Source organism: Schaalia canis (assembly GCF_003858455.1).
Classification (GTDB): Bacteria; Actinomycetota; Actinomycetes; order Actinomycetales; family Actinomycetaceae; genus Pauljensenia; species Pauljensenia canis.
In genome coordinates, this window is the sequence record NZ_RQZF01000001.1 from 1 (window position 1) to 25,274 (window position 25,274).

24 protein-coding genes are annotated in these 25,274 nt (G+C 57.8%); 22 read left to right on the plus strand and 2 right to left on the minus strand.

Translation table 11 applies throughout. The features are described 5' to 3' along the window. Positions 1–390: 390 nt before the first annotated feature. Positions 391–1,032 (minus strand): hypothetical protein, encoded by a 642-nt coding sequence (locus EII11_RS00005; protein ID WP_124867353.1) that lies wholly within the window; start codon positions 1,030–1,032, stop codon positions 391–393. Between the two features lie 251 nt (positions 1,033–1,283). Between EII11_RS00005 and EII11_RS10425 the strand changes: the two genes are divergently transcribed. From EII11_RS10425 to EII11_RS00110, 22 genes are all read left to right on the plus strand, one after another. Next, on the plus strand, positions 1,284–1,448 hold the full coding sequence (locus EII11_RS10425) for a hypothetical protein (RefSeq protein WP_165867005.1): 165 nt from the start codon (positions 1,284–1,286) through the stop codon (positions 1,446–1,448). Positions 1,449–1,663: 215 nt separating this feature from the next. Beyond that, positions 1,664–2,503 (plus strand): alpha/beta hydrolase, encoded by an 840-nt coding sequence (locus EII11_RS00010; protein ID WP_165867006.1) that lies wholly within the window; start codon positions 1,664–1,666, stop codon positions 2,501–2,503. A gap of 167 nt (positions 2,504–2,670) precedes the next feature. After that, a complete protein-coding gene (locus tag EII11_RS00015) occupies positions 2,671–4,032 on the plus strand; it encodes an MFS transporter (protein ID WP_124867357.1) in 1,362 nt (453 codons plus the stop codon). A gap of 67 nt (positions 4,033–4,099) precedes the next feature. Next, a complete protein-coding gene (locus EII11_RS00020; protein WP_240622986.1) occupies positions 4,100–4,966 on the plus strand; it encodes a phosphatidylinositol-specific phospholipase C domain-containing protein in 867 nt (288 codons plus the stop codon). A gap of 15 nt (positions 4,967–4,981) precedes the next feature. Continuing rightward, entirely contained in the window at positions 4,982–5,758 is a 777-nt protein-coding gene (locus tag EII11_RS00025) for an inositol monophosphatase family protein (protein ID WP_124867359.1), read from the plus strand. A 176-nt stretch (positions 5,759–5,934) separates the two neighbouring features. Further along, on the plus strand, positions 5,935–7,053 hold the full coding sequence (locus EII11_RS00030; RefSeq protein WP_165867007.1) for a LacI family DNA-binding transcriptional regulator: 1,119 nt from the start codon (positions 5,935–5,937) through the stop codon (positions 7,051–7,053). Between the two features lie 163 nt (positions 7,054–7,216). After that, on the plus strand, positions 7,217–8,188 hold the full coding sequence (locus EII11_RS00035; protein ID WP_124867363.1) for a hypothetical protein: 972 nt from the start codon (positions 7,217–7,219) through the stop codon (positions 8,186–8,188). Next, on the plus strand, positions 8,185–10,065 hold the full coding sequence (locus tag EII11_RS00040) for an HAD-IIA family hydrolase (RefSeq protein WP_240622987.1): 1,881 nt from the start codon (positions 8,185–8,187) through the stop codon (positions 10,063–10,065). Before EII11_RS00035 ends, EII11_RS00040 begins: the two co-directional genes overlap by 4 nt. Beyond that, complete coding sequence (locus EII11_RS00045) at positions 10,065–10,256, plus strand: hypothetical protein (RefSeq protein WP_124867365.1); 192 nt, start codon at positions 10,065–10,067, stop codon at positions 10,254–10,256. The genes EII11_RS00040 and EII11_RS00045 overlap by 1 nt, the downstream gene beginning before the upstream one ends. Then, on the plus strand, positions 10,253–11,098 hold the full coding sequence (locus EII11_RS00050) for a TlyA family RNA methyltransferase (RefSeq protein WP_124867367.1): 846 nt from the start codon (positions 10,253–10,255) through the stop codon (positions 11,096–11,098). Before EII11_RS00045 ends, EII11_RS00050 begins: the two co-directional genes overlap by 4 nt. An 11-nt stretch (positions 11,099–11,109) precedes the next feature. Beyond that, the gene (locus tag EII11_RS00055) at positions 11,110–11,994 is read left to right on the plus strand and encodes an NAD kinase (protein WP_124868210.1); all 885 of its coding nucleotides are present in this window, start codon (positions 11,110–11,112) and stop codon (positions 11,992–11,994) included. Further along, positions 11,991–13,658: a DNA repair protein RecN gene (recN, locus tag EII11_RS00060; RefSeq protein ID WP_124867369.1), complete on the plus strand. Its 1,668-nt coding sequence runs from the start codon at positions 11,991–11,993 to the stop codon at positions 13,656–13,658. Before EII11_RS00055 ends, recN begins: the two co-directional genes overlap by 4 nt. Then, positions 13,655–14,860 (plus strand): putative cytokinetic ring protein SteA, encoded by a 1,206-nt coding sequence (gene steA / locus EII11_RS00065; protein ID WP_124867371.1) that lies wholly within the window; start codon positions 13,655–13,657, stop codon positions 14,858–14,860. The genes recN and steA overlap by 4 nt, the downstream gene beginning before the upstream one ends. A 15-nt stretch (positions 14,861–14,875) precedes the next feature. Then, entirely contained in the window at positions 14,876–15,799 is a 924-nt protein-coding gene (locus EII11_RS00070; protein ID WP_124867373.1) for a copper transporter, read from the plus strand. A 91-nt stretch (positions 15,800–15,890) separates the two neighbouring features. Next, positions 15,891–16,541 carry an NUDIX domain-containing protein gene (locus EII11_RS00075; protein ID WP_124867375.1) on the plus strand — a complete coding sequence of 217 codons (651 nt, stop codon included), beginning with the start codon at positions 15,891–15,893 and terminating at the stop codon, positions 16,539–16,541. A 198-nt stretch (positions 16,542–16,739) separates the two neighbouring features. Further along, entirely contained in the window at positions 16,740–17,435 is a 696-nt protein-coding gene (locus EII11_RS00080; protein WP_124867377.1) for a helix-turn-helix transcriptional regulator, read from the plus strand. Between the two features lie 41 nt (positions 17,436–17,476). Further along, positions 17,477–18,925: a Fe-S cluster assembly protein SufB gene (sufB, locus tag EII11_RS00085; protein WP_124867379.1), complete on the plus strand. Its 1,449-nt coding sequence runs from the start codon at positions 17,477–17,479 to the stop codon at positions 18,923–18,925. 61 nt (positions 18,926–18,986) lie between these two features. Further along, positions 18,987–20,126: a Fe-S cluster assembly protein SufD gene (sufD, locus tag EII11_RS00090; RefSeq protein WP_240623018.1), complete on the plus strand. Its 1,140-nt coding sequence runs from the start codon at positions 18,987–18,989 to the stop codon at positions 20,124–20,126. Positions 20,127–20,205: 79 nt separating this feature from the next. Then, on the plus strand, positions 20,206–20,958 hold the full coding sequence (sufC, locus tag EII11_RS00095; RefSeq protein ID WP_124867383.1) for a Fe-S cluster assembly ATPase SufC: 753 nt from the start codon (positions 20,206–20,208) through the stop codon (positions 20,956–20,958). Positions 20,959–21,029: 71 nt separating this feature from the next. After that, positions 21,030–22,358 carry an aminotransferase class V-fold PLP-dependent enzyme gene (locus tag EII11_RS00100; RefSeq protein WP_124868212.1) on the plus strand — a complete coding sequence of 443 codons (1,329 nt, stop codon included), beginning with the start codon at positions 21,030–21,032 and terminating at the stop codon, positions 22,356–22,358. Continuing rightward, a complete protein-coding gene (sufU, locus tag EII11_RS00105) occupies positions 22,358–22,828 on the plus strand; it encodes a Fe-S cluster assembly sulfur transfer protein SufU (RefSeq protein ID WP_124867385.1) in 471 nt (156 codons plus the stop codon). Before EII11_RS00100 ends, sufU begins: the two co-directional genes overlap by 1 nt. Further along, entirely contained in the window at positions 22,825–23,253 is a 429-nt protein-coding gene (locus EII11_RS00110; RefSeq protein WP_240622988.1) for a metal-sulfur cluster assembly factor, read from the plus strand. The genes sufU and EII11_RS00110 overlap by 4 nt, the downstream gene beginning before the upstream one ends. A gap of 274 nt (positions 23,254–23,527) precedes the next feature. Here the strand turns inward: EII11_RS00110 and EII11_RS00115 are convergent, their stop codons facing one another. Continuing rightward, positions 23,528–25,228: an AMP-binding protein gene (locus EII11_RS00115; protein ID WP_124867387.1), complete on the minus strand. Its 1,701-nt coding sequence runs from the start codon at positions 25,226–25,228 to the stop codon at positions 23,528–23,530. Between the last annotated feature and the right edge of the window lie 46 nt (positions 25,229–25,274).

Sequence of the window (25,274 nt, forward strand, 5' to 3'; positions counted from 1 at the left end):
CAGACGACGAAGTCAACGTAGTGTAGAAGAGGTAACACACAATCATCCGAGCAAGGAGCTCTTATGAATCTCGATGACCTCAAGAAGGCCGACTCAGCCCAACGGCGGCGCTGATTTCGGAGCAAATTCTCTCAGCAAGTGTCTTGAGCTGTAAATCTGAGAGCTCGTGAAGCAGAGAACGCCCAGGTCGGGCAAGGAAGTCAGTTTTGAGTTCTGCGCAGTCGGCATAGTGACGTCGCTCTTCAGCAAATTGCCCGAGCGCTTCAACGATAAGTGCAGATGTCCCAGGCTTTTGGAAGCAGCCACAAACTTATCTCGATGCCGAGATAAGTTTGTGGGGGAGAGATTTAATCGCTAAGGAAAGTCGCTCCTTCCTTGATGGGGGCACTCTTAATGTAGAGAGGATGAGATCAAGTCCTTTCTATGCCTCACAATCAGGAAATGAGAAAGGAAGATCACCACGAGGCCCACATTTGCCCCCATCAATACCCGCCATACGAGGAGTTCTGCCGCAGCAGCGCCGCCATACTCAAGAGGTGGTGGCGGTGCCACAAGAAGGACCAATGCTAGACCCAGTGGCACACACAAGCGCGCCAGTAAGCCCAACAGTCCGGGGATTCTTCCGAAAGCGCCGACAACAGCGATGCCTGCAGCAGGTATCGCGCAGAGTGCTAGGGCTGTGAGGGCGAGTAAGGGGAGTTGTGTACTTGGAGTGAGAGGGCCATACCAAGCAATGGTCGTTGCAGCCAGAAAACCTAGGCAGAGAAAGAAACTTTGCAGGTAACGGCGCCACCCAGACCGCTGCGAATGGCGCATCCCAATCCATGTAGAGGCGCATGCCGCGACCGCCCACAGCCAGGTGCCGCTCGTCAGATGATTCACGAGCCACAATGGTGATCCGGCTTCAGGGGCGGCAGGGGCAGCCTCGATAATCAGGCGCGCCAATGTGCCAAAGAGGGCGCCCCCACTCAGAAAAAGGACAATCGACCACAGAAACGAGTGGCTGTGAGACGGCGCTGCGCGGGTGCTCATGGGCTCATTGTAAAGCAGCACATCTCGGTCGCTGATGCTGAGCGCGTCACTCATGACGGCAGTGGACAAGTGCGTACTTATGAGCACTGATCGCACAGCGCACGAAGATAGCCGGATAGTCTTAATCAAGATGATAGGGTGATGCTGAAGATTCAGTCACACTTTGCGCAGGTGCAAGGGGCACTTCATGACTGACTGTACCCTCATTCTCCACAAGATGAGGCTCACGACGAGGGGAGCAAAGAATGTATATGTCTCATTCTGACGAGCAAGAAGTTCGTCGAATCACGCAGGTTCCCGATGGAGACCATTGGCGCGATAACTATTTCGCTACTCGTCTTATGTTCGGCCCGCTTTCTGCAGCATTTGGTGTCATCGCGGGGATCATCGCCGTCGTCGGCTATTTCTGGGGATGAGAATACCTCGGCTCTAAAAGCTCCCGCACTTGTGGCAGTAACAGACAACCTCCCCAATCCTGGTGCCACCTGTGCGTTTATCGCTCTAAGCTGAGGCAATGGACTATCGCAACTATGGGAGTTTTCTTCCCCATCCGCGACAAGGAGCCGCCACAGATCCTGCGACATCGCAGTCGTGGGCATGGAAGGGGCATACGATTCATGTCGCCCGGCGAGTGAACGCACACGCACCTGTCCAGATGATTGTCTGTCACGGTGCCGGAGGGTACTCGGACGCGCTATGGCCGATATGCGCTCAAATCCCCGTGCGCCTATGCGACCTTCATATTCCTGATCTTCCTCTTTACGGGCACACCTCCACCTCCGAACCGCGCATGGTTCGCTACGGGGACTGGATTGATTGTCTACACGACTACATCCAGAACATTGACGACGGACGCCCAGTTATCCTCTGGGGTTTTAGCATCGGGGGACTACTTGCTCGCGAGGTCGCTAGTCGCTTGCCTTTCGTCAACGAAGTTATCGCGACCTGCCTCGTTGATCCGCGTTCCCTTCGTGCTCGCCTCCATATTGGACGCTGGGGGTTAGGTGTGATGGGAGCGCCTTTCCTTGGTCTAGGCAGGCGTTCTCCGTTCGCAGAGCTCATGATTCCCATGCGATATGTCGCCAATATGGGGCGAATGAGTCGCAATAGTGACCTTTCGCTCCTGTGTATGCGTGATCCACGCGGAGGGGGAACAAGAATCCCTCTTGGCTTCTTGGCATCGTTCCTTACGTACCGTCATGCATTCACGACATCTCAAGGCCGGGAACCTGTACACACAACCCTCGTTCACCCTGCAAAAGATGCGTGGACGCCGCCCTCGTTAAGCGTGAAGACCTTGGATCGAATGGATGGATCGAAGCGGATCGTCATGTTGGAAAACTGCGGTCATTTTCCCGTGGAAGAACCGGGCCTGACACAGCTTATTGCTGTGGTGACCCAGCTCCTTGAGGACGCTACTAGAACTCCTGAGAAGAGCAGATCGAAACGTTTGATAAAAGGGAATGAATAATTCACCTCTAGAGGAGTAGGCGAGAGTTGTAGCGCTGAAAAATAGCCAAAAAATCGTTTCGACATCGGTTGCAAGGTGGCCCTGGCAGGTTTAGCATGGCGATAAGCGCGCACGCAACGGAGCATGATGCGCTAACACCCTAACCACGCATCAGCAAAGGAGCTGTCATGCCGCAGGTATTGAAGAACCTTGGGTTCTCGCCCCTCGCCCTCTTCCAACTCGCCCTCATCACCGTTAATGCCCAGCTCATCTATGCTTTCTGGGACATTCGCAACACCCTCCCCAAAGACTTCCCCACGGCAATGGGAGTCACCGACGCCCAAGCTGGCCAGCTCTACGCCATGCAAGGCCTGGTGATTCTCCTCGGTACCATCGCACTGGGATGGATTGGCGATCGCTTCTCCATCCGCTCCATCATGCTCATCGCCACCATGGGTGTCGGTGCGATCTCCCTCTTCATCACCGTCAGTTCGCCCAACCTGTCCTTCCCCGTCCTTCTCATCTGCTTCTTCTCCATGCTCCTGCTCTCTGAAGTACTCTTCAAACCAGCAAACTTCAAAGCGGTGCGTATCTCAACGACAGAAGAACACCAGGGCGCAGCCTTTGGCTTCTTCGAGTTCGGCCGCGGCCTGCTCGCTTTCCTCATCTCCCTGCTGTGGACAGCCATGATCGGAGCAGATGCCTCTCCAAAGACCATCATGATGACTGCATCAATCATCGTGCTCGTCACCGGCATTGCTGTTTACTTCGTTGTCCCCAAGGACACGCGTGTTGGAGACGACGAAGAGGTCACTGTTTCTAGCACGAAGGAAGCCATCAAGGGCGTAGCTGAGGTCGCCAAACTCCCTGTCGTCTGGGTAGCTGGCATTAACGTCTTTTGCATTTACGGCACCTTCGTTGCAGCGGGTACCTACTTCGCTCGATTCCTCCAAGCTGGCTACGGTACGAGCGCAGTCGCCGCAGCAGCCTTTGCCACCACTGTTATTGCGCTGCGTATGCTGCCGTTGGTATCAACGATTCTTGTTGAAAAGGTCTTCAAGACAGCCACCCGCTTCATGCGCGCTATGGAAGTTGTCCTTGCAGTGCTGCTGGTTATCATCGCTGTCATGTTCTACACGAACCCAGCCTCCGTCTCTGAGTTCCCAGCAGGACAAGCTCCCGACGGAATCGTCAGCAGTGGCGTCTTCTGGACGCTCATTGTCCTCATGCTCATGGCTTCAGCCGTCACCTTCATGATCCGCGGCGTCTACTACGCTCCCATCGGTGAATTTGGCGTACCCAAGAAGCAGTCATCTTCGGCAATGTCCTTCGCCATCACCTTGGGATATATTCCAGCCCTACTTGCACCGCCGACCCTCGGTGCTCTCATTACGCCAGCCGTTAAAGATGCGGACGGTACCGTTGTGACCGAGGTCCTCACACCAACAGCAACCTTGGGAACCGCCTTCATCGGACTGGCAATTCTGGCACTCGTAGCGGCAGTACTCTCACACATTCTTGTCACCATGCACGCCAAGCGCGCTGCCTGAAACCCTCGTGGGTGGGCGGAAGGCAACCCCTTCCGCCCACCCCAACACGACAGAGGAAATGAAAGCCATGAGCCTTGGAATCCCTCACACCCGAAACACCACATGGATGAGCGCACTCACAGACGACACTGCGCTTACCGCCCTCGCCATTCCCGGCACTCACGACACCATGACTGCACGGTGCACTGAGCGTTACTACGCCACCCAAGAAGACTCACTCGCTGAACAACTCACCTACGGAGTGCGTTTCCTCGACATTCGCCTTCGACGCACCCTCGTCGCCGCCCACCGAGAATGGGTAAGTGACATCTCAGGCCAGGATATCCTCGACACAGTCGGACAATTCCTTGCCGACAACCCCAGCGAATGCGTCATTATGCGTATCCAAAATGCCAACGAGGCAAAGGACGACTACCCCGCCTACGGAGAGGCCATTCACGGCCTCATCGGAGCGAACCTCGACATCTTCCACCTCTGGGAAACACCACACTCCCCCTGGCCAACACTCGGACAATGCCGAGGCCGCGTGCTCGCACTTGAGTGTGCGCCCCCAATGTACGCATTCAGCGAGCGGCAGGGGATCGTGTGGGCACAAAACTGGCACGACAACCCCTACCTCGATATTCAAGATCTATGGGATGGCCCCAGTATCGAGGACAAGAAAAACGCCATTGCACGGGCGTTGCGCCACGGTGACGACGACTTAAATACCCTTATTATCAACCACATCAGTGCAACGAACGGCGAACTTGGCTACCCCGATGCCTACGCTCAGATCCTTAATCCCTATACGCGGACGCTCAATGAGGCGATTCGCCACGAAGCAACCACGGAATCCGAAAACTACAGGGGGAGAGGAATCCAGATTTATGACTTCATCAGTCCTGAATTAGCGGCTGCGGTCATTGAACTCAACGACAAGAAAAACCACTAGGGAAAGAAGATCGTCATGCCACTCAACCGAGAAAAACTCCTCGAGATCGCGGTTGACGTTGTCGCAGAGGCCGCACGCTTAGCGCGAGAATCACACAAAACATACGAAGTCTCGACTAAGTCAACACGCAATGATCTTGTCACGACCGTCGACATAGCGATCGAAGGACTTATTACCTCCCGTCTGCACTCCAAGACCGGCTACCCCTGCATGGGAGAAGAAGGCCACAGCATCGACTCCTTTGCTGGACCCGTATGGGTCATTGATCCAATCGATGGGACAATGAACTACGTCATGACACACAGAGACTACGCCATATCATTGGCCCTGTGCGTTGACGGGATTCCAATCATCGGCGTGGTGTGTGATGTCACCGCAGATACCGTTTACACCGCCATCGAAGGGCAGGGAGCATGGTGTGACGGCAAACAACTCTCTTCCGTCCCCGAAAACACCTCATTTCGCGAGGGAATACTTATTGCCGACGTCAAGGAACTAGAAGCCCTGCCGCGCCTCACGCAGCTCGTGCGAGAATCGCGCGGACACCGCCGTTACGGATCGGCTGCCCTTGAATGTATCGAGGTCGCCCGACAACAAGCTGCAGCCTTCGTCCATCTGTGGGTCTCTCCATGGGACATAGCTGCAGCCCAACTGATTTGCCAAGAAGCTGGTGTGCGCGTAACGCGGATGGATGGCACCCCCTTGGATACCCGGTATAAGGGGTCCATTCTGGCTGCTTGGCCACAGGCGCACTCAGAGATGCTCCAACGACTCTGCATCGACCCCTGCTGAATGTGGCACGTCAGTGTGGCTGCCACAGCCCTAGACGCAGATCATGAAAAACAACGGAGGGAAATAGAACAGAATTCGCGTGCACATTAACGATGCGAATAAAAGGCTCTCAACGGCGAAAGATATACTCACACATGTCACATCTATGACAGATAAGAGAGATGTTTGGAGGGGAAATGAAACAATCGCGCGTCACCTTGCGCGACATTGCCGACACAGTTGGAACCTCAATCAGCACCGTCTCTCTGGCACTACGCGACGACGCCCGTGTCAGCGAAAAACTACGCCGAACCATTCAAAACACCGCAGCAGAACTTGGGTACAAAGTTGACCTGCTCGGTTCCATGATGCGCTCCAATACCCCCCATGTCCTAGGAGTCGTCGGAAGATTCGACCAGGAACTACATGCACATTACATCCGCCTTCTGGGGGAAGAAGCCCGATTGCGCGGTTATCAGCTTGTTGCAGAGAACGCCGCTGCCTACGAGCACATGAGCGAAGCATTCAAAACACTTGCCCAATTCCGAATTACGACAACTATTGCCATTAATCCTGACCCGGATGACCATAACGAGAGCTCTGAAAATGGGCCAAGCGTGGTTATCGGACAGGAAAGGGTTTTCCCACACGCTGACCTTATGACCAGCCGAAATGAATCCGGCGCAGAAGAACTAGCCGAACATCTTGACACACTTGGCCATCGTTCCATTGTCTACTTCGATGGTGAACCCGGCGTATCAGCGCAAAGCCGACGTGAGGCCGTAATCGCGGCATGTCATCGCCACCGAATCCGAGTCGACACTGTTGCCGCCGGCGCAACGATGGATGCTGGTTTTACCGCAGCCTCCCGTTTGATGGCTGACCAGTGGGCGCAACGACGTCAAAGGACGCGAAGAACAGACGGCGGACGACTTGGAGACTACTCTGCGCTTGTGGGCTACAACGACCATTGCATCCAGGGCGCCGCTGTCGCGCTCATGGGGGCCGGCGTGCGTATTCCCACAGATATCTCCCTAGCCGGCTTTGATAACTCTCAGGTCGCTCAGTCAACGACCTTCAACCTCACCAGCGTTGACCGCGGAGTCCGAAAAATCGCCACAATCGCCCTTGATCGCGCAATTGAGCGCATTACACATCCTGACCTTGACGGCATCACCATAGGCGTTGATTCGCACCTTGTCATCCGCACATCAACCGGACGGGCGTTCTACCTCAATGACTCAACGCCTATCCTCTTTCCTAGCCGGAATCCTCCGACAGACGACAGCGTGGGCAGAGCCACATGTGAACACTGAGTTCGCCTCTCCACCTGCATGCGGATGCCGCGTATGATGAGAAGCAGTGTGAATGGCGTGCGCTCCAAGGACCCGCACGCCTCTGAATGCCCAGGCTATCTTGCGACACCACTGCGAGAACCAGTCCTGCGAAGCAACCAACAAACGACGAATACGATCGTGAATGAATGCGTCCCAACTGGGACTGGCAGAAGAGACAGAAAACAATCGCCGCAACGGCAGAAATAGAGGAACACCATGGCAGACGATTACCGAGGACGACCCGACAACTCTCATGGTGGGCCCCGCCGTCAATGGCGCGATTCTGGTGACCGATCATGGCGCGGCGAAGATCGCCCACGTCGCTCATTTGGCGATCGGGATGATCGCCGCAACAATTTTGATCGTGACGATCGTGGGGATCGTCGTTCCTTTGGTGATCGGGATGATCGTCGCGGTGGATTTGGCCGTGATGACCGAGGGGAACGTCGTGGCGGTTTTGGCCGTGATGACCGAGGGGAACGTCGTGGCGGTTTTGGGCGTGATGATCGCCGTGGTGGTTTTACCCGTGATGATCGTGGGGATCGTCGTTCCTTTGGTGATCGGGATGATCGTCGCGGTGGTTTTAGCCGTGATGACCGAGGCGAGCGTCGTGGCGGTTTTGGCCGTGATGATCGCCGTGGTGGTTTCACTCGTGATGATCGTGGGGATCGTCGTTCCTTTGGTGATCGGGATGATCGTCGCGGTGGTTTCACTCGTGATGACCGAGGCGAGCGTCGTGGCGGTTTTGGCCGTGATGACCGTCGTGGTGGTTTCACTCGTGATGATCGTGGGGACCGTCGTGGTGGTTTTGGGCGTGATGATCGCCGTGGTGGTTTTACCCGTGATGATCGTGGGGACCGTCGTTCCTTTGGCGATCGAGGCGAGCGTCGTGGCGGTTTTGGCCGTGATGACCGTCGCGGTGGTTTCACTCGTGATGACCGAGGGGATCGCCGGGGCGGCTTCCAACGAGACGACCGACGCGGAGGCCGCGACCAACAACGCGGCGCAGACTACCGCTCCACCGACGAATACGTTTCTCCCACAGGTGACGAACCGACAATTCCCGCAGGCGTATCTGCCGAAGAACTTGACGCCCTCGCACTACGCTCTTTGAACACCCTGTCAGGGGCAAACCGCGATATCGTCGCACGCCATCTCGTCATGGCAGGCCAGCTCATCGACCTTGACCCCGAACAGGCCTACGCCCACGCTCAGGCTGCCGCCAAGCGCGCGGGACGAGTCGATGTTGTCCGTGAAGCAGCAGCACTTACCGCCTACGCTTCGGGCCGCTACGAAGAAGCCCTGCGCGAGGTGCGTGCCGTACGCCGCATGCGTGGCGACAACTCCCTACGAGCAGTCGAAGCCGACGCAGAACGCGGAATGGGACGCCCCGAAAAGGCTATCCAAATCATCGACGAAACCGAGACGAAGGGCATGGAGCTTTCCGAGCAGGTTGAGCTCGTGCTCGTCTCCTCCGGTGCGCGGGCAGACATCGGACAAAATGAAGTTGGCCTACTCATCGTCGACGAAGCTTTGGCAGCACTGCCTGAAGATACCGACCCGGCACTGGTCATGCGACTCATGTCTGTTAAAGCTGATCGCCTGCGTGAACTCGGCCGCGACGAAGAAGCCGACACAGTTGAGGCTGACATGCCCACGATCGTCGAGGATCCTGAGATCGTTGATCTTTCTCTCTACGCTGATGCGGATGTCGATAAGAAGACCTCACCGCTGCGAGGCACCGAAGAAGCCCTATGCGCCACCTACGACGTGGCCCTACTTGATCTTGACGGCACCGCATACCAGGGCAAGGAACCCATCGAACACGCCGCGCAAGCTACCAACGAGGCACAAGATGCTGGCATGCTCGTTGCCTATGTCACGAACAACGCCATGCGTACGCCGGCCGCGATTGCTGAACATCTCAAGGAGCTTGGTTTCGATGCCGCGCCCGAGGCCGTCATGACCTCCTCCATGGATGTCACCGCCCTCATGGCCGAAGAAATCGAAGAAGGCTCCACAGTTCTCGTCATTGGCGCTCAGGGACTGCGCGAACCCATCGAGGCCGCCGGATACGTCGTTGTCGAATCCGCCGACGATGCCCCCGCTGCCGTCGTACAAGGCCTGGACAAGTCCCTCAACTGGGCAACCCTGTCTGAGGCAGCCTTCGCCATCCAGCGCGGCGCCAAATTCTTCGCCACCAACCTAGACTCGACCCTGCCCGTTGAACGAGGCTTCGCTCTGGGCAACGGCGCGCTCGTACGCGCGGTCCAGCATGCTACCGGTGTGCGCCCCATTGCCGCAGGCAAGCCTGAAGCTGGTATCTACCATCGGGGCGCCGCCCTTGTTGGTGGCACCAACCCGCTGGCAGTAGGCGATCGTCTCAACACTGACATTGCCGGTGCCGTCACTGCGGGTATTCCCTCGCTGCATGTCCTCACCGGTGTTTCCTCTGCGCGCGATGTCATCTGCGCCCAACGAGGCCAACGCCCCACATACCTTGCGCTCGACATGCGCGGACTCAATGAGTCCCACCCGCGCCCCAAGCACCACCGCGACGGCACCTGGACCTGTGGTGTCTCCCAAGTCGCCAAGGTCCTGCGTGACGGTACCCTGACTGTTGACGGCGTTGCCCTGACCAGTGACGTTACCGTTACCCTGGATACCTACCGCGCCTTGGCTGCAGCCGCATGGGAATATGCCATGGAACAACGTGCCGACGTTATCTGCCCTGAGATCACGGTTGTTGAAAATGACGATCCGGCGGGTCTTGTTGTCGCTCCCGAAGAACCCGAGCATGTTGAGGCTCCACTCGATACCGATGCAGAAGAGGCTGACGGCTTCGACGACGCTGACATGGAACTCGGCGCCCATGCTGATGGTCTTGATGACGCTCCCGAAGAGACCGTGACCTTCCTTCCCGGAGAGGAAGAACTCGAAGAACTCCTCGGTGACATCTCCGACATGGATGACATCGTTGGGGACAACTGATGACTGACCCCACATCTGTGGGAAGAAACGCCGTCCCCTCTCCAGCAGAGGGGACGGCGTCCCTCGTCCCCGACATTACCGCTCAGCTTGCTGATCTTGACGACCATGATCTCGACACACAGATCACTCTGTTGGGGCGGGCTGAGGCTCAACTACGTTCGGCACTTGATGTCACCAGGCAGCGTGTATGAAACTACGACGCATTGACTCAGAGTTGGTCCGCCGCGGCCTTGCACGTTCACGCACGCATGCCCAAGAACTCATTGAAGGAGGACGTGTTGCGCTTGACGGGCAGGTCGTCACCAAGCCTGCGCGCCAAATGGATCCTGCCCAAGCCATCGTCATCAGCGAAGAAACCGGTGACGAATACGTTTCCCGAGGTGCCTTCAAACTTGCCGGGGCCCTCGACGCACTCGGAGAGAGAGCCCCTCGGGTAGAAGGGCGCCGCTGCCTTGATGCGGGGGCTTCTACAGGAGGATTCACCGACGTGCTTCTGCGTCGGGGTGCCACGCACGTTGTTGCTGCCGATGTTGGCTATGGTCAGCTCGCGTGGAAACTCCAACAGGACGAGCGTGTCGAGGTACGTGATCGAACGAATGTGCGCACCCTCGCTGCCGGTGACATTGAACCTGCCCCTGAACTGGTTGTTTCGGATCTCTCGTTCATCTCCCTCACCCTTGTTCTTCCTGCTCTTGTTGCCGTTGCTGAACCCGACGCGGATTTTCTTCTCATGGTCAAGCCGCAGTTTGAAATCGGTAAGGAACGCCTGGGGCATGGGGGAGTGGTACGAAACCCAGAACACCATGTAGAAACCGTTGAATCCGTTGCCCGGGCCGCCCAATCCCTTGGTCTTGAGATTCGTGATGTTGAAGCCTCACCACTCCCTGGGCCCTCAGGCAACGTAGAGTATTTCTTATCAATGCACGCCACCGGCAGAGGAGATCTGCGTGACGAGGCGGACGACCTCCACGAGAGGATCGTTGACGCCGTCCGTCGTGGGCCAGCCGGACAGGGGAAGAAAGGCAGAAAGTGACTCAGCGGGTCATGGTGGTACGCCACGTCCACCGTCCAGATGCCATCGCTGCAGCCGAAGTGGCGCGGCGTGAACTCGAAGCCTACGGCATCGAGGTTCTTCCTGAGAACTGCACTGATTGCGAGGTCGATCTGGTCCTTGCGCTTGGTGGGGACGGAACAATCCTGGCTGCTGCAGACCTTGCGCGAACACATGACGTGCCACTGCTCGGCGTCAATATGGGGCACATGGGCTTCCTTGCTGAGGTTTCAGGCGAAGGCATCCCGAAGGTCATTGAACAGCTTGCACGCAACGATTACCGCGTCGATACCCGAATGACTCTTGACGTTACCGTTCGATTCCCCGACGGTAGCGAAGTGCATGATTGGGCACTCAATGAAGCCGTGCTTATTCATACCGATGTCGCCCATCCAGTGCAGCTCGCCCTTGTTGTCGACGGGCAAGATGTTTCCACATACGGGGCCGACGGCATCATCCTGGCAACACCCACCGGCTCCACTGCCTACTCCTTCTCTGCAGGAGGGCCAGTGGTCTGGCCCGATACGGAAGCTATCGTGATCTCCCCCCTGGCCGCACACGGCCTCTTTACACGTCCTCTCGTGGTGGGGCCCTCATCCGTTGTTGAAGTCATTGTTCTAGAACACGACTGGTCAGCACCGGAAATGTGGTGTGACGGTCTACGCCAGACAACAGCTCCGGTTGGGACGAGCATTATCACCCGAGTTGGACAACGCCCCGTACGTCTTGTTCGCCTCGATGACACTCCATTCTCTACCCGACTGGTGCACAAGTTTCACCTACCGGTTCGCGGATGGAGACAACGCCAAGAAAACCGCTCCCACCAGGACACAGAACTTCTCGGCGAACACAATCAGCGCACTGGAGCACACGGATGATTCATTCCATCACAATCTCCGCCTTGGGCGTCATCGAAGCAACCGACGTTGAGTTCGGACCGGGCCTGACCGTACTCACCGGTGAGACAGGCGCTGGTAAAACGATGGTCCTCACCTCGGTGAACCTCCTCCTGGGACGACGCGCCGACCCCGGCCTCGTACGGGCAGGCCACAACGCCGCCACCGTTGACGGCATTTTCAGCCTGACGCCCGCCCTCGCCAAGCGCGCTGAGGAGCTGGGCGCACAAACAGATGATGACGAAATCATCGTCTCCCGAACGGTGGCCGCGCAGGGACGCTCACGTGCACACCTGGGTGGACGCCCGGTACCCGCCGCAGTGCTCGCTGAGCTCGCTGATCAGCTTGTCACCATTCATGGGCAAGCCGACCAACTGGAGTTGCGTGGCACAAGCGCACAACGTGAGACTCTTGACGCTCACGGCGGAGCACCCCACGCTTCTCTTCTTGCCGCGTACAACGAGGCCTGGGCGCGTGCGGTGGCCGCCAAACGCGCCTTCGATGAGGCGTTGAACTCCCACGAGGATCGCAGCGCCGAAATTGAAAGCCTGCGCGGAGCGATTACAGCTATCGCTGAACTCAACGTTCAAGCGGGCGAGGAAGACGAACTACGCGCAGAAACTGAGCGCCTCACCAACATTGAGGACCTTCGCCAATACATCGGAAAGTCCCACGCGATGCTCACAGCGGGGGAGAGCTCATCAACTGCTCTTGACCTTGCCCGCCAATCCCTGGAAGAACTTCGTCACGCAACCCGCTTCGACCCTAGCCTTGATACCTTCTACGAACGTCTCAACAGCCTGTGTCTTGAGCTCGATGCCTTTGCTGACGACCTCGGCCACTACCTGCGCGGCCTCGAAGCCGATCCCGTACGCTTAGCTGCGCTTCACGACCGCAGGGCTGCTCTGCGCGAGCTTTTGCGCGGTCGAGCGAGCGACACCGCTGAGCTGCTCGACTGGTATGAGAAAGCTCAACAACGCCTTGACCTGTTGGAAAACTCTCGCCAAACACCCGAGGAATGTCAGCGCATCCTTGAGGAAGCGAAAGAGGAAGTACTGAGGATCGGCGCTGAACTCACTGCAGCACGCCAACGACACGCAACCAGCTTGTCTGAGGCCGTCACCACCGAATTGCGCGCCCTGGCTATGCCTAATGCGCGCTTCATCATCGAACTCACACCGCGCAAGCCTAGCCCGCACGGTTGTGAGGATGTCACCTTCCTCCTCCAAGCGCACCCTTCAATGCAGGCTCGTCCTCTGGGACAGGGGGCATCCGGGGGCGAACTCTCACGCATTATGCTCGCCCTGGAAGTCGTGCTCGGACAGGGGAGTACCTCACCGACCTATATTTTTGACGAGGTTGACGCCGGTATCGGTGGTCGCACCGCTACAGAGGTCGGACGACGACTAGCGAAACTTGCCCGGCATAAGCAGGTCATTGTCGTCACTCACCTTCCCCAAGTGGCAGCCTTCGCTGCGCAACATCTTGTTGTCAACAAAGAAGGGGCAAGCACGACAGTCCACGCTGTCAACGGAAACGAGCGCGTCGATGAGCTGGCACGCATGATGGGAGCCGATGAGGGCTCTGACGTGGCACGCCGACACGCCCAAGAGCTCCTTGAGAGCGCGAGCATGGAAGAATCATGACTGTGAACCCCATCGACCGTTCCCAGAGTTCATCGCCACAGTCTGATCCGGCAGCCGGAATCCGGGCCCGAGTACGCGTTGACGCCCGAGCGCGCAAACTGGCTGCACGTCTTGAACGAGGCGAAATTGCCGTCATTGACCACCCTGATGTTGATCGCGCAACAGCACAAGCTCTTATTAGCGCCGGCGCAGTAGCAGTCTTGAACTCGTCTCCGTCATCGTCAGGCCGCTATCCCAACCTTGGACCAGCGCTCCTTCTGGAGGCAGGCATCGTTGTCATTGATGACTGCGGCCCCGACATCATGACTTTGCGTGAAGGAGACGAAGTCGTCATCGTTGATGACCGAGTAACGCGCAGCGGCACAACCATCGCTACCGGCGTGCGGCAAAGCCTGGCTGACATTCAAGCCTCCATAGAAAACACCCGTGATGGCCTGTCCACTCGGGTTGCAGCATTTGCCGCTACCACAGGAGAATACTTCGAACGAGAAGCCCCGTTGCTTCTTGAACAGGTTGGCTTGCCTGAGATCGAAACAAAACTCGAAGGCGCCACAGTCCTTGTCGTCTTTGACGATCCAAACTCTGCCCAGGAACTCAAAGCATGCCGAGAGTGGATTCGAGACACCAACCCTCTGGTTATCGCTGTCGAAGGCGGCGCTGACATCGCGGCGAAGGCACGACTCCATCCCTCAATCATCGTGGGTGACATGGAACTTGTCTCCGAAAAACTTTTGCGTTCACGTGCTGAACTGATTGTCAGCGAGAGCCTTGACCGTCCTAGCCCAGGCAAGGAACGACTCAAACGCATGGGCCTGGAATACCGGGTGATGGAGACGTCCAGCACTGCCAAGGATGCAGCTATCTTGCTGGCAACACTTGCACAAGCCCAAGTGATTGTTACGGTCGGTGATCGAACCAGCCTTGATGACTTCCTTGACCAGGGACGTACGGGCATGGCAGGAACTTTCTTCACGCGCCTTCTTGCAGGGACGCGTTTAGTATCGGCTGCAGCCATCGCAGCCACCCATCGTCCGCGCATCCGAGCAGCATCTGTGCTGTTCTTGATTCTCGCAGCCGTTGCCGCTCTAGGTGCAGCATTGAGCGTTACTCCTTTAGGGGAGGATCTCATCGGATACTTCGGTGATCTTGCCGGGGTATGGGTAACGCAAACTCCCCAGTCAGATACCGTTGTTGGGCAGTGAAAGAGAGCAAATTTTATGATTAATTTCCGCTACCACCTGGTTTCTCTTATTGCTGTGTTTATCGCCCTTGCCATCGGGATTATCTTGGGGGCTGGGCCTTTGCAAGCACGTATTGCACGCTCCGTCACTCCCGCTGAGACAGGCGCCATCAATGTTGATACCGAGGCTCTTGCCCAAGCCGAAGTTCTCATCTCCGCTGAAAGGGCAGGCCTTGATCATCTCTCCTCACGTTTAAGCGCTGGAAGCTTGAAGGGAATCCCCGTCGTAACTGTTGCTCTGCCAGGCACTGATGGCGCGGATATTGCCTCGGCACGCAATGCGTTGAGCCAGGCGGGCGCAACAATGGCAGGCGCGGTGACACTGACTGACAACTGGGATATTCAAGGAATGGAGCAGTACCGCCAGACCTTGTCGACCCCCTTGTCTTCCCACACGGTTCGTCAGATTCCTGCAGATGCAACCTCTGATGCAGTCATTGCCTACGCCATCGTTGATGTCCTCACGACCACTGGTGCAGAGCGCGATATCGCAGCCGAGATCCTCACCGATGCTACGACCCCGATTATGACGCTTGACGAGGATCCGAAGGGGACTGCGCAAGCAGTCGTCGTTATCGGCCCTCGCAACTCAGTGCCGAAGAACATTGCCACGGATGAAAATATTCCCGTGCGTTCTTCGTCTGCATGGATGGGCTTGGCTCGCGCTATCGCTGTTGCCCCGCGTGGCGGTGTTCTGGTGGGGGATGCATCGCACGCACAATCAATGCTCTCGCAAATCCGATCCCTGAGTGTTCCCGTCACGACAGTCGACCAAGTGGGCACCAGTTCCGCGAACCTGGCTATGGTTCTTGCCTTGCCAACAGCCAATGAGCAGGCTCGTTCGTATGGGGTTGGGGAAGGGGCAAGTGAGGTATTCCCTCCCATTGACAAGCTGAAGTAAGGCATACGCGCGTCAGTGCCGCAGGTGCCCAGTTATCGTGCACTAAGCCCTCGCAATCAATAGAGCTCGCTCAGACACATCGGAGATCAGAATGCCCCTGAAAGAAATTGATCCTTTTATTGATGGTCCTCTCGTTGATGAGCCTTCAACACGTCGCGTGCATGCCCGCACTGACATCTGGCAGGGGAGGATCGTTGCTGTCACGGCAGAAGAGGTCGAGGTTGTTGAGGGGAGCGCTCCTGTCACCCGTGAGTACATCATCCATCCTGGCGCGGTCGCCGTGGTGGCTCTGCGGGGCGAGCCGGGTGCTGAGGAAATCCTCCTTGAACGCCAATATCGCCATCCGGTACGAGCCAACCTTTGGGAGATCCCAGCGGGTCTTCTTGATGTTGAAGGTGAAGACTATCTTGCAGCGGCTCAGCGTGAACTTGCTGAAGAGACTGACCTGCAGGCGGCAACGTGGCATGTTCTGACTGACTACTTCAATAGTCCAGGGGGCTGCACCGAGTCGGTACGTATCTTCCTCGCGCGCGATATTACTCCCACAGGGGAGGAGTTTGAACGCGAGGATGAAGAGGTTGATATGGTCGCTGCGTGGTGTCCGTTGGACGAGGCTGTTGCCGCTGTGCTTGAGGGGCGATTCCACAATCCTTCTGCTGTGGCAGGTATTTTGGCTGTTGCGGCTGCCCGCGCGCGCGGGTGGAAGGATCTGCGTCCCGCAGACGCTCCGTGGATGCGTTAAGGGATCCTTGGGAGATTTCATGGCGTGACGTCAGGAAAGTTGATATGTCTCACCTTCCGCAACGGGCAATTTAGCAACGACTATCTTCCCAAAAAGACGTACACTGGACTCTGTCAACTTAAACGGCGGGGATGAGTGCTCCTTGCGCCGAGGTGTCATGCCCCCAACAACGGGAACAGAGAGAAGGTGGTGACAGCGATGTCAGAGCATGTTGACGTTCGTACTCGCCAACAAGTCCTCGACCTCATTGTTGAAAAAGGGCCGGTAACGGCCTCGGCAATCGCCCGAATTCTTGGCCTCACCACGGCGGCAGTACGACGCCACATTACCTTGCTTGAAGAAGCCCACGAGATCGCTGAACGAGAACCCGGCAATATTGGAAAACGAGGCCGTGGCCGTCCCGCCAGGCACTATGTTGCTACGGAGCGGGCACATGAGAAGCTCACCGACGGTTACCTCGAACTTGCCCTCAAGGCCCTGTCCTACCTCGGACAACTCAACGGTGATGAGGCTGTAGATGATTTTGCTGCAGCTCGATCCCGCGAAATCGAACGACGCTACGCGCCCATAGTGCGTGAAGCAGGGAATGACCCTCGAGTTCGTGCTCAAGCTCTCGCTGACGCGTTGACCCAAGACGGCTATGCTGCCACAGTGCGTGATATTGGCGGAGGAACCTTTGCCATTCAGCTCTGTCAAGGTCATTGCCCAATTCAGACAGTCGCTGGGGATTTCCCCCAACTATGCGATGCTGAAACCCAAGCTTTCTCTCGGTTGCTCGATGTGCATGTCCAAAGGCTTGCCACACTCGCCGGAGGAGAACATGTGTGCACCACCCACATTCCCGTGGGAGCACCGATCATTCGCCCGGGAAGTCGGGCCGCATTGCGTAAATGACGTAATGCATTGAGATTCACGATTACGACACAAGGACAAGTATGACTCAGTCACCGCCGGTGCCTACCGCGGAAAACCGCCCCATGAGCGATGAGGAAATCATCGACTCCATTGGCGCATATGAGTTCGGCTGGCATGACAACGATGACTACTCCAAGGATGTCCCCTACGGCATCAATGAGGACATCGTTCGCCAGATCTCGGCACACAAGAACGAACCTGAATGGATGCTTGAGCGTCGACTCAAAGCCCTTGAAATGTTCGAGCGCAAGCCGATGCCTACGTGGGGTCCCGACCTGTCGTACTTGAACTTTGATGATTTCAAGTACTACGTGCGTCCCACCGACCGACAGGTGAAGTCCTGGGAAGACCTCCCCGAGGAAATCCGCGACACCTACGATCGCCTGGGCATTCCAGACGCGGAAAAGAACCGTCTCGTTGCTGGCGTTGCTGCCCAGTACGAGTCTGAGGTCGTCTACCAGCAGATCCAAGAAGACCTTGAACGCCAGGGCGTGATCTTCCTCGATACCGACAGCGGCCTGCGCGAATACCCCGAGATCTTCAAGGAATACTTCGGTAAGTCCGTTCCCTCCGGTGATAACAAGTTCGCTGCACTGAACACTGCCGCATGGTCGGGTGGTTCCTTTATCTACGTCCCCCCGGGCGTGCATGTTGAGATCCCCCTGCAGGCCTACTTCCGCATTAACACCGAAGCAATGGGCCAGTTCGAGCGCACCCTCATCGTCGCTGACGAAGGCTCCTACGTTCACTACGTCGAAGGCTGTACCGCCCCCATTTACGACGTGAACTCCCTGCACTCAGCCGTTGTGGAAATCTTCGTCCGCAAGGACGCTCGCGTGCGATACACCACCATCCAGAACTGGTCCACCAATGTCCTTAACCTGGTGACCCAGCGCGCCATTGTCGAAGAAGGCGCAACTATGGAATGGGTGGACGGCAACATGGGCTCAGCCGTCACCATGAAGTACCCCGCCTGCTTCCTCATGGGTGAGCACGCCCGTGGCGAAACCCTGTCCATTGGTTTTGCCGGGCCGAATCAGCACCAGGACACGGGCGCCAAGATGGTGCATATGGCCCCCCATACTTCCTCGTCCATCGTGGCGAAGTCCGTCTCCCGTGGCGGCGGTCGCACCTCCTACCGCGGCCTGGTTGAAGTCCACCAGCGTGCGCGTCACTCCAAGTCCAACGTGCTCTGTGACGCCCTGCTCGTTGACAAGATCTCCCGCACCGATACCTACCCCTATGTCGACGTGCGCACCGACGACGTTGAAATGGGGCACGAGGCAACCGTGTCCAAGGTCTCCGAAGACCAGCTCTTCTACCTGATGAGCCGCGGCCTGGATGAAAACGAAGCAATGGCAACGATCGTTCGCGGCTTCGTTGAACCCATCGCGAAGGAACTCCCCATGGAGTACGCCCTCGAACTCAACCGCCTCATCGAGCTGCAGATGGAAGGATCGGTCGGCTGATATGACCCAAGAGACCACCACCCCCACCGACGACGTTCAGCGCAACGGCGCCAGCGACTCCATGGTGCACGTCACCCGCGCAGATCGCTTCACCTCCTTCGACCTCGCTGAACACCCCGTCCCTCACGGCCGTGAAGAAGACTGGCGCTTCACCCCGATGCGTCGCATCCGTCATCTTTTCGACCCGGCAACCTACGATACGAGTGACGCTCCTATCAGCGTTCACGCCACCGATGAGGTCACCGTCGAGACAGTCGCCCGCACAGACGAGCGCCTCGGCACCGTCCTCGCCCCGGGTGACCGCACCGCGGCTGTGGCATGGAATGGCTTCTCTGAGGCGACCATCGTTACCATCCCTAAGGCTGCTGCCGTTGAAGCCCCCGTTGTTATCACCATTGATAACGTCGAGGGCGCACACAACCAGCACCTGATGATTCGTGCCGAGGAGCTTGCCTCCGCAACGGTTATCATCAACCACACCGGGTCGGCCCAGGCAGTGCTCAACCAGAGCGTCGAGATTGAAGCAGGGGACGCCTCCCAGCTCACCGTCGTTTCCGTCCAGGAATGGGATGACAGCACTGTCCACGCTTCCAACCACCGCGTGGCACTGGGACGCGACACCGTTCTGCGCCACATCGTTGTCACCCTTGGCGGCGACCTCGTGCGTATCAACGCCGAAACCGACTTCCGCGGCCCAGGCGGTCAGCTCACCATGCTCGGCCTGTACTTCGTTGACGCCGGTCAGCACCTTGAACACCGCGTTTTTGTGGATCACTCACAGCCCAACTGCTACTCGCGCGTGACCTACAAGGGCGCACTGCAGGGCAAGGACGCACACTCGGTGTGGATCGGTGACTGCCTGATTCGTGAGGCCGCTGACGGCACCGATACCTACGAACTCAACCGCAACCTCGTTCTTACCGAAGGCGCGAAGGCGGACTCGGTGCCCAACCTTGAAATCGAAAACGGCGAGATCGCAGGAGCCGGACACGCCTCCGCCACCGGCCGTTTCGATGACGAGCAGCTCTTCTACCTGATGAGCCGAGGCATCAGCGAAGCCGACGCCCGTCGCCTTGTTGTACGAGGCTTCTTCGCCGAGCTCATCGAGCAAATCGGAGTTCCCGCCGTCCAGGACCACCTGATGGCCTCCATCGAAGCCGAACTTGAACGCGCCTCAGCCGCTGGGGCACAAACGGTCTGAAAGACGCCCGTGCGTCTAATGACCACCGTATTAACAGACTGACAAGCAACACAGCGGCTGAGACCGCAAGGAGAAATACATGTCTACTTTGACCATCAAGGACCTGCACGTGTCCGTGGAGACCGCAGAAGGTCCCAAAGAAATCCTCAAAGGCGTCAACCTCACCATCAACTCCGGTGAAATCCACGCCATCATGGGCCCCAATGGCTCCGGCAAGTCCACACTGGCCTACGCCCTCGCTGGCCACCCCGCCTACGAAATCACCTCCGGTGAAGCATGGCTCGACGACCAGCTCATCACCGAAATGAGCGTTGATGAACGTGCGAAGGCTGGCCTCTTCCTCGCCATGCAGTACCCCGTTGAGGTTGCTGGCGTCTCCGTATCCAACTTCCTGCGCACAGCCAAGACCGCCATTGACGGCGAAGCCCCCCAGATCCGCACCTGGGTCAAGGACGTTAAGCAGTCCATGGAGAACCTGCGCATGGATTCTTCCTTCGCTGACCGTGATGTGAACGTCGGTTTCTCCGGCGGCGAGAAGAAGCGTCTTGAGATCCTCCAAATGGAGCTACTCAAGCCCTCCTTCGCTGTCCTTGATGAGACTGACTCTGGCCTTGACGTTGACGCACTGCGCATCGTGTCCGAAGGCGTGAACCGCGTGCACGCTGAACAGGGCTGCGGCATCATGCTCATCACCCACTACACCCGCATCCTGCGCTACATCCACCCCAGCCACGTCCACGTATTCGTTGACGGCCGCGTGGCAGCAGAAGGCGGTCCTGAGCTGGCTGAACAGCTTGAGAATGAGGGCTACGACAAGTACCTCGCTAACTGAACTTCCCTACAAGGAAGCCCCCGCGCGTAGTACGCCCGAAAGCGAAGAATGATGCCCGAAAGCGAAGAATGATGCGAGAGAAGTCGGCCCCCGCATACCTTGACGATGTGGTGACACGCACCGCCCATCCCTTTAGCGACGCCGAGTTGGCGAAAATCCGTCAGGATTTCCCCATCCTCGATCGTGTTGGACGAGGCGGACGCCCTATCGTCTACCTTGACGCTGCCGCGACGGCTCAAAAGCCGCGCAGCGTCATCACTGCGGAGGCCGACTTCTACACTCTGCGCAACTCGGCCGTTCACCGCGGCACTCATTTGCTGGGCGATGAAGCCACCCAAGCCTACGAGGACGCCCGTTACGACCTGGCTGCCTTCATCGGCGGACGCGGTGACGAGATCGTGTGGACCAAGAACGCCACCGAAGCCATCAACCTCGTCGCCTACTCCATCGGCAACGCCTCCATGGGACGTGGGGGAGAGGCCTCCCGATCCTTGAGGATCGGGCCAGGTGACCGTATTGTCACCACCCGTGCAGAACACCACGCGAACCTCGTGCCATGGCAAGAACTCTGCGCGCGCACAGGAGCCGAACTGGCCTGGCTTGACCTTGACACACACGGGCGTATTGACCTCGATACCCTTTCTGTCATCACCCCCAATACGAAGCTCGTCGCTTTCACCCATGTGTCGAATGTGACGGGTGCAGTCTCACCCGTGGCAGAGATTGTTGCTGCTGCACGCAATGTGGGGGCACTTGTTCTGCTGGACACCTGCCAGTCTTCTGCGCATATGCCCATTGATGTGGCGGCATTGGGTGTCGATTTCGCCGTATTCTCGGCGCATAAGATGATGGGACCAACCGGCATCGGTGCCCTGTGGGCACGCCGTTCACTGCTCGAAGCCATGCCCCCAGTCCTTGCTGGCGGCTCCATGATTGCCAGTGTCACCATGGAGGGCGCCGAGTACATGCCGCCGCCCGAACGTTTCGAGGCCGGAACCCAACCCGTCGCTCAGGCCGCCACCTGGCCCGTTGCCTTGGCCTACCTCAAGTCTTTGGGCCTGGACCGTATCCACGCTCACGAAGCTGCGCTGACGGCTCACCTCATTGACGCCATCACCGACATGCCCGGTATTACGATCTTGGGCCCAACCGCACCCCGTGAGCGTATCGGCGTTGTTGCCTTCGCCGTCGATGGAGTGCACCCCCACGATGTTGGCCAGATTATGGATGGGGATGACATTGCTGTGCGGGTCGGCCACCACTGCGCTATTCCACTCCACCATTTCTTCGGAGTACGTTCCTCTACCCGAGCGTCACTTTCACCGTTCACAACAGTGGCCGATATCGACCGTTTTGTGGAATCCTTGGGACGTGTCGGTTCCTACTTCGGAAGGGTCTAATGTCTAGTCTTGAACAGCTCTACCAGCAGGTGATTCTCGATCACTCTCGCCTGCGCCGCGGCAGTGGCACCGTTGATGACAGCATGGGGGCAACCTCGCACCAGGTCAACCCCACCTGTGGCGACGAGGTCACCATGGGCGTGAGCCTCGGCGCCGATGGCAATATTGAGAGCATGGTGTGGGACGGAGACGGCTGCTCCATCTCTCAGGCGTCCCTGTCCATACTCAGTGATCTCATTGACGGCAAGGACCTCACGCAAATCTCCGAGCTCTATGCCGCCATGGAAACAATGATGCACTCACGCGGTAAAGGCGTGCCTGACGAGGTTCTTGACCTTCTTGAAGACGGCGCCGCCCTTGAAGGCAGCTCCCAATTCCCTAACCGCATTAAATGTGCCCTGCTTGGCTGGTACGCTCTGCGCGATGCCTTGGCCAAGCTTGGAACCGACATTGCAGGAGAAACCCGATGAGCCACACCGATTCGGCTGCCAACCCTATGGCGCAAAGTGACCCTGTCGAACAGCGCTTTGCCCCAGTTTTTGAGGAAGTCAAGCAACTCGAAGGCACTGAAATTATCGAGCAAGGCACCCTCGCAGGTGAGGATGTCCTTGAGGCGCTTAAAGATGTCATCGACCCTGAGCTTGGCATCAATATTGTTGACCTTGGCCTGGTCTATGGCGTCACCATCACGCCGGAAAACGCTATCCGCCTCAATATGACGCTGACCTCCGCAGCCTGCCCGCTGACTGATGTCATCGAGCGTCAGGCTGAAATGATCCTTGCTGAGTTCTCCTCCGAGGTATCGATCAACTGGGTGTGGCTGCCGCCGTGGGGGCCGGATCGCATTACCGCTGATGGTCGAGATCAATTGCGCGCCCTGGGGTTTAACGTCTGAGGCGTAGGGCATCGGCTTCCATTTTGACAGACCGGCGAGGCGCCACCGTCGCTAGGCCGCCAACGTCTCGCCGTCGCCGGACCGCTAGGGTGCACTGCTCATGCCCATGAGCCTTTACGTCGTTAGGGCGCATATGCTCATACGCACGCTGAAAGAAGTGAGTAGCCCAGTGCGCCCTGGCGGTCTTTGTACGCTGGCGGTTTTCTTCTCGGAGACGAGACAAGGCTTTTTGGTTCGCACATGCGTGCGCCCTTAATGTGCGGGGAGGACGACTCTACTTGCCACGCAGGCGGCTGATGATGTGCTCCTTGACGAGGCGACGTTGAACCTTACCGAGCTGATTGCGGGGCAAATCAAGGATGAACTCAATGCGGCGGGGGAGTGCATAATGGGGAAGAACTCGCTCTGCCCATGCGCGTACCTGGTCCAAAGAGAGGGCCTCCGCAGCGTTCTTGAGGATGATCGCGGCCGTCACTTCCTCGCGTGCATCTCCAGCAGGCAGGCCAATGACAGCGACATCTTCAACCTCGGGCATCGTGCGGATTGCCTGCTCCACCTGAGTGGGATAGACATTAAAGCCGCCCGACAGGATCAGTTCCTTCTTCCGGTCAGACAAGACAATGTAGCCGTTCTCATTCACACCGACGTCGCCCGTCCTGAACCAGCCGTCCTCTGTGAAGACCTGAGCATTCTCTTCGGGGGCATCAAGGTAACCTGAAAACACATTTGGACCCTTGAGGAGGATCTCGCCAGCCTCACCATCTTCCACGTCGCGGGAAGGATCCTCCAGATCAACCAGGCGAATCTCCATTGACGGGTAGGGCAAGCCCAACACGCCGTGACGGCGATTGGGGGACAGTGGAGAGCCGCAGGACACTGGGGAGGTTTCCGACAGGCCGTAGCCTTCAATAATGGCTCCGCCCGTGTACTCTTCCCAGCGCCGAGCTAACGCTCCTGACAGCGGCATCGCACCACAGACCGACCAACGAACAGAGCTCAAAGGCTGTTCGGCCTTCTCTGCCGCCAGCAAAATACGCTCAAACATGGGGGGCACACCAGGCATGAAGGTGACCGGCCTTCGGCGCATTGCCTCCAACGTAAGCTCAGCGTCAAACTTTGGCAACACCAATTGAGTAGCAGCCAAACGAACAGCACAGCATAACAACAATGTCAGGCCAAAAGCATGGAAATAAGGCAGGGCTGACAAAAAGGTCTCGGCCCCCTCATGCAGCTTCCACACCCAGAACACATTCTGGTTGACGTTGGCGCCAATATTGAGATGCGTCAACGGCACCGATTTAGGAACGCCATTCGTGCCACCCGTATGAAGAATGACCGCACGATCTTCCACCGACGCATGAGGAGTGGCATCAGGCAGTGGAGAAGCCGCCGCAACCGCACGATCCCACGAACGTGTGCCCGCGGGAACCTCGCCACGCATCTGAGCGCGAGTCTCGCGTGCTTTCGCCACCGGCAACGACAGCAGGAAACGATGCCCGGTCGGCATATGCGCTGAAATATCAACGGTGAAGACCTGCTCAATCGAGGTCGAGCCATCAAGCGGATATGCCTCAACAGACTTCTCCCACACGACAGCCACGCGTCCACCGTGACGCTCCAACTGCCCCTTGACTTCGGCAGCGGGAGCCAAAGGATTATGCTGCGCGGCTACCGCGCCAATACGCATACACGCCCAGAAAACAACGAAGGCCTGCGGACAGTTTGGCAGTGCGATGGCCACCACGTCACCCTTTGACACCCCCGCCTCAGACAACACTTGAGCGGCACAAAGGACTTGGTGATGGATTGCTTGGTAAGTGGTGGTCGCCCCGAAATAGTCGATCGCCGTGCGCGTGGGGTAGAGGCGGGCAGCATCGTCAAGTAAGGCAAAAAGAGAGGCCTCAGGGAGAGGGATCTCGTAGGGACAGCCCGGATCGTAGTGCGCGTGCGCCTGCTCAACGATGCTCGCGGCCATAACTATTCCCTTCGACGACGAATTACCTTCCCAGGGTACTCCTGTT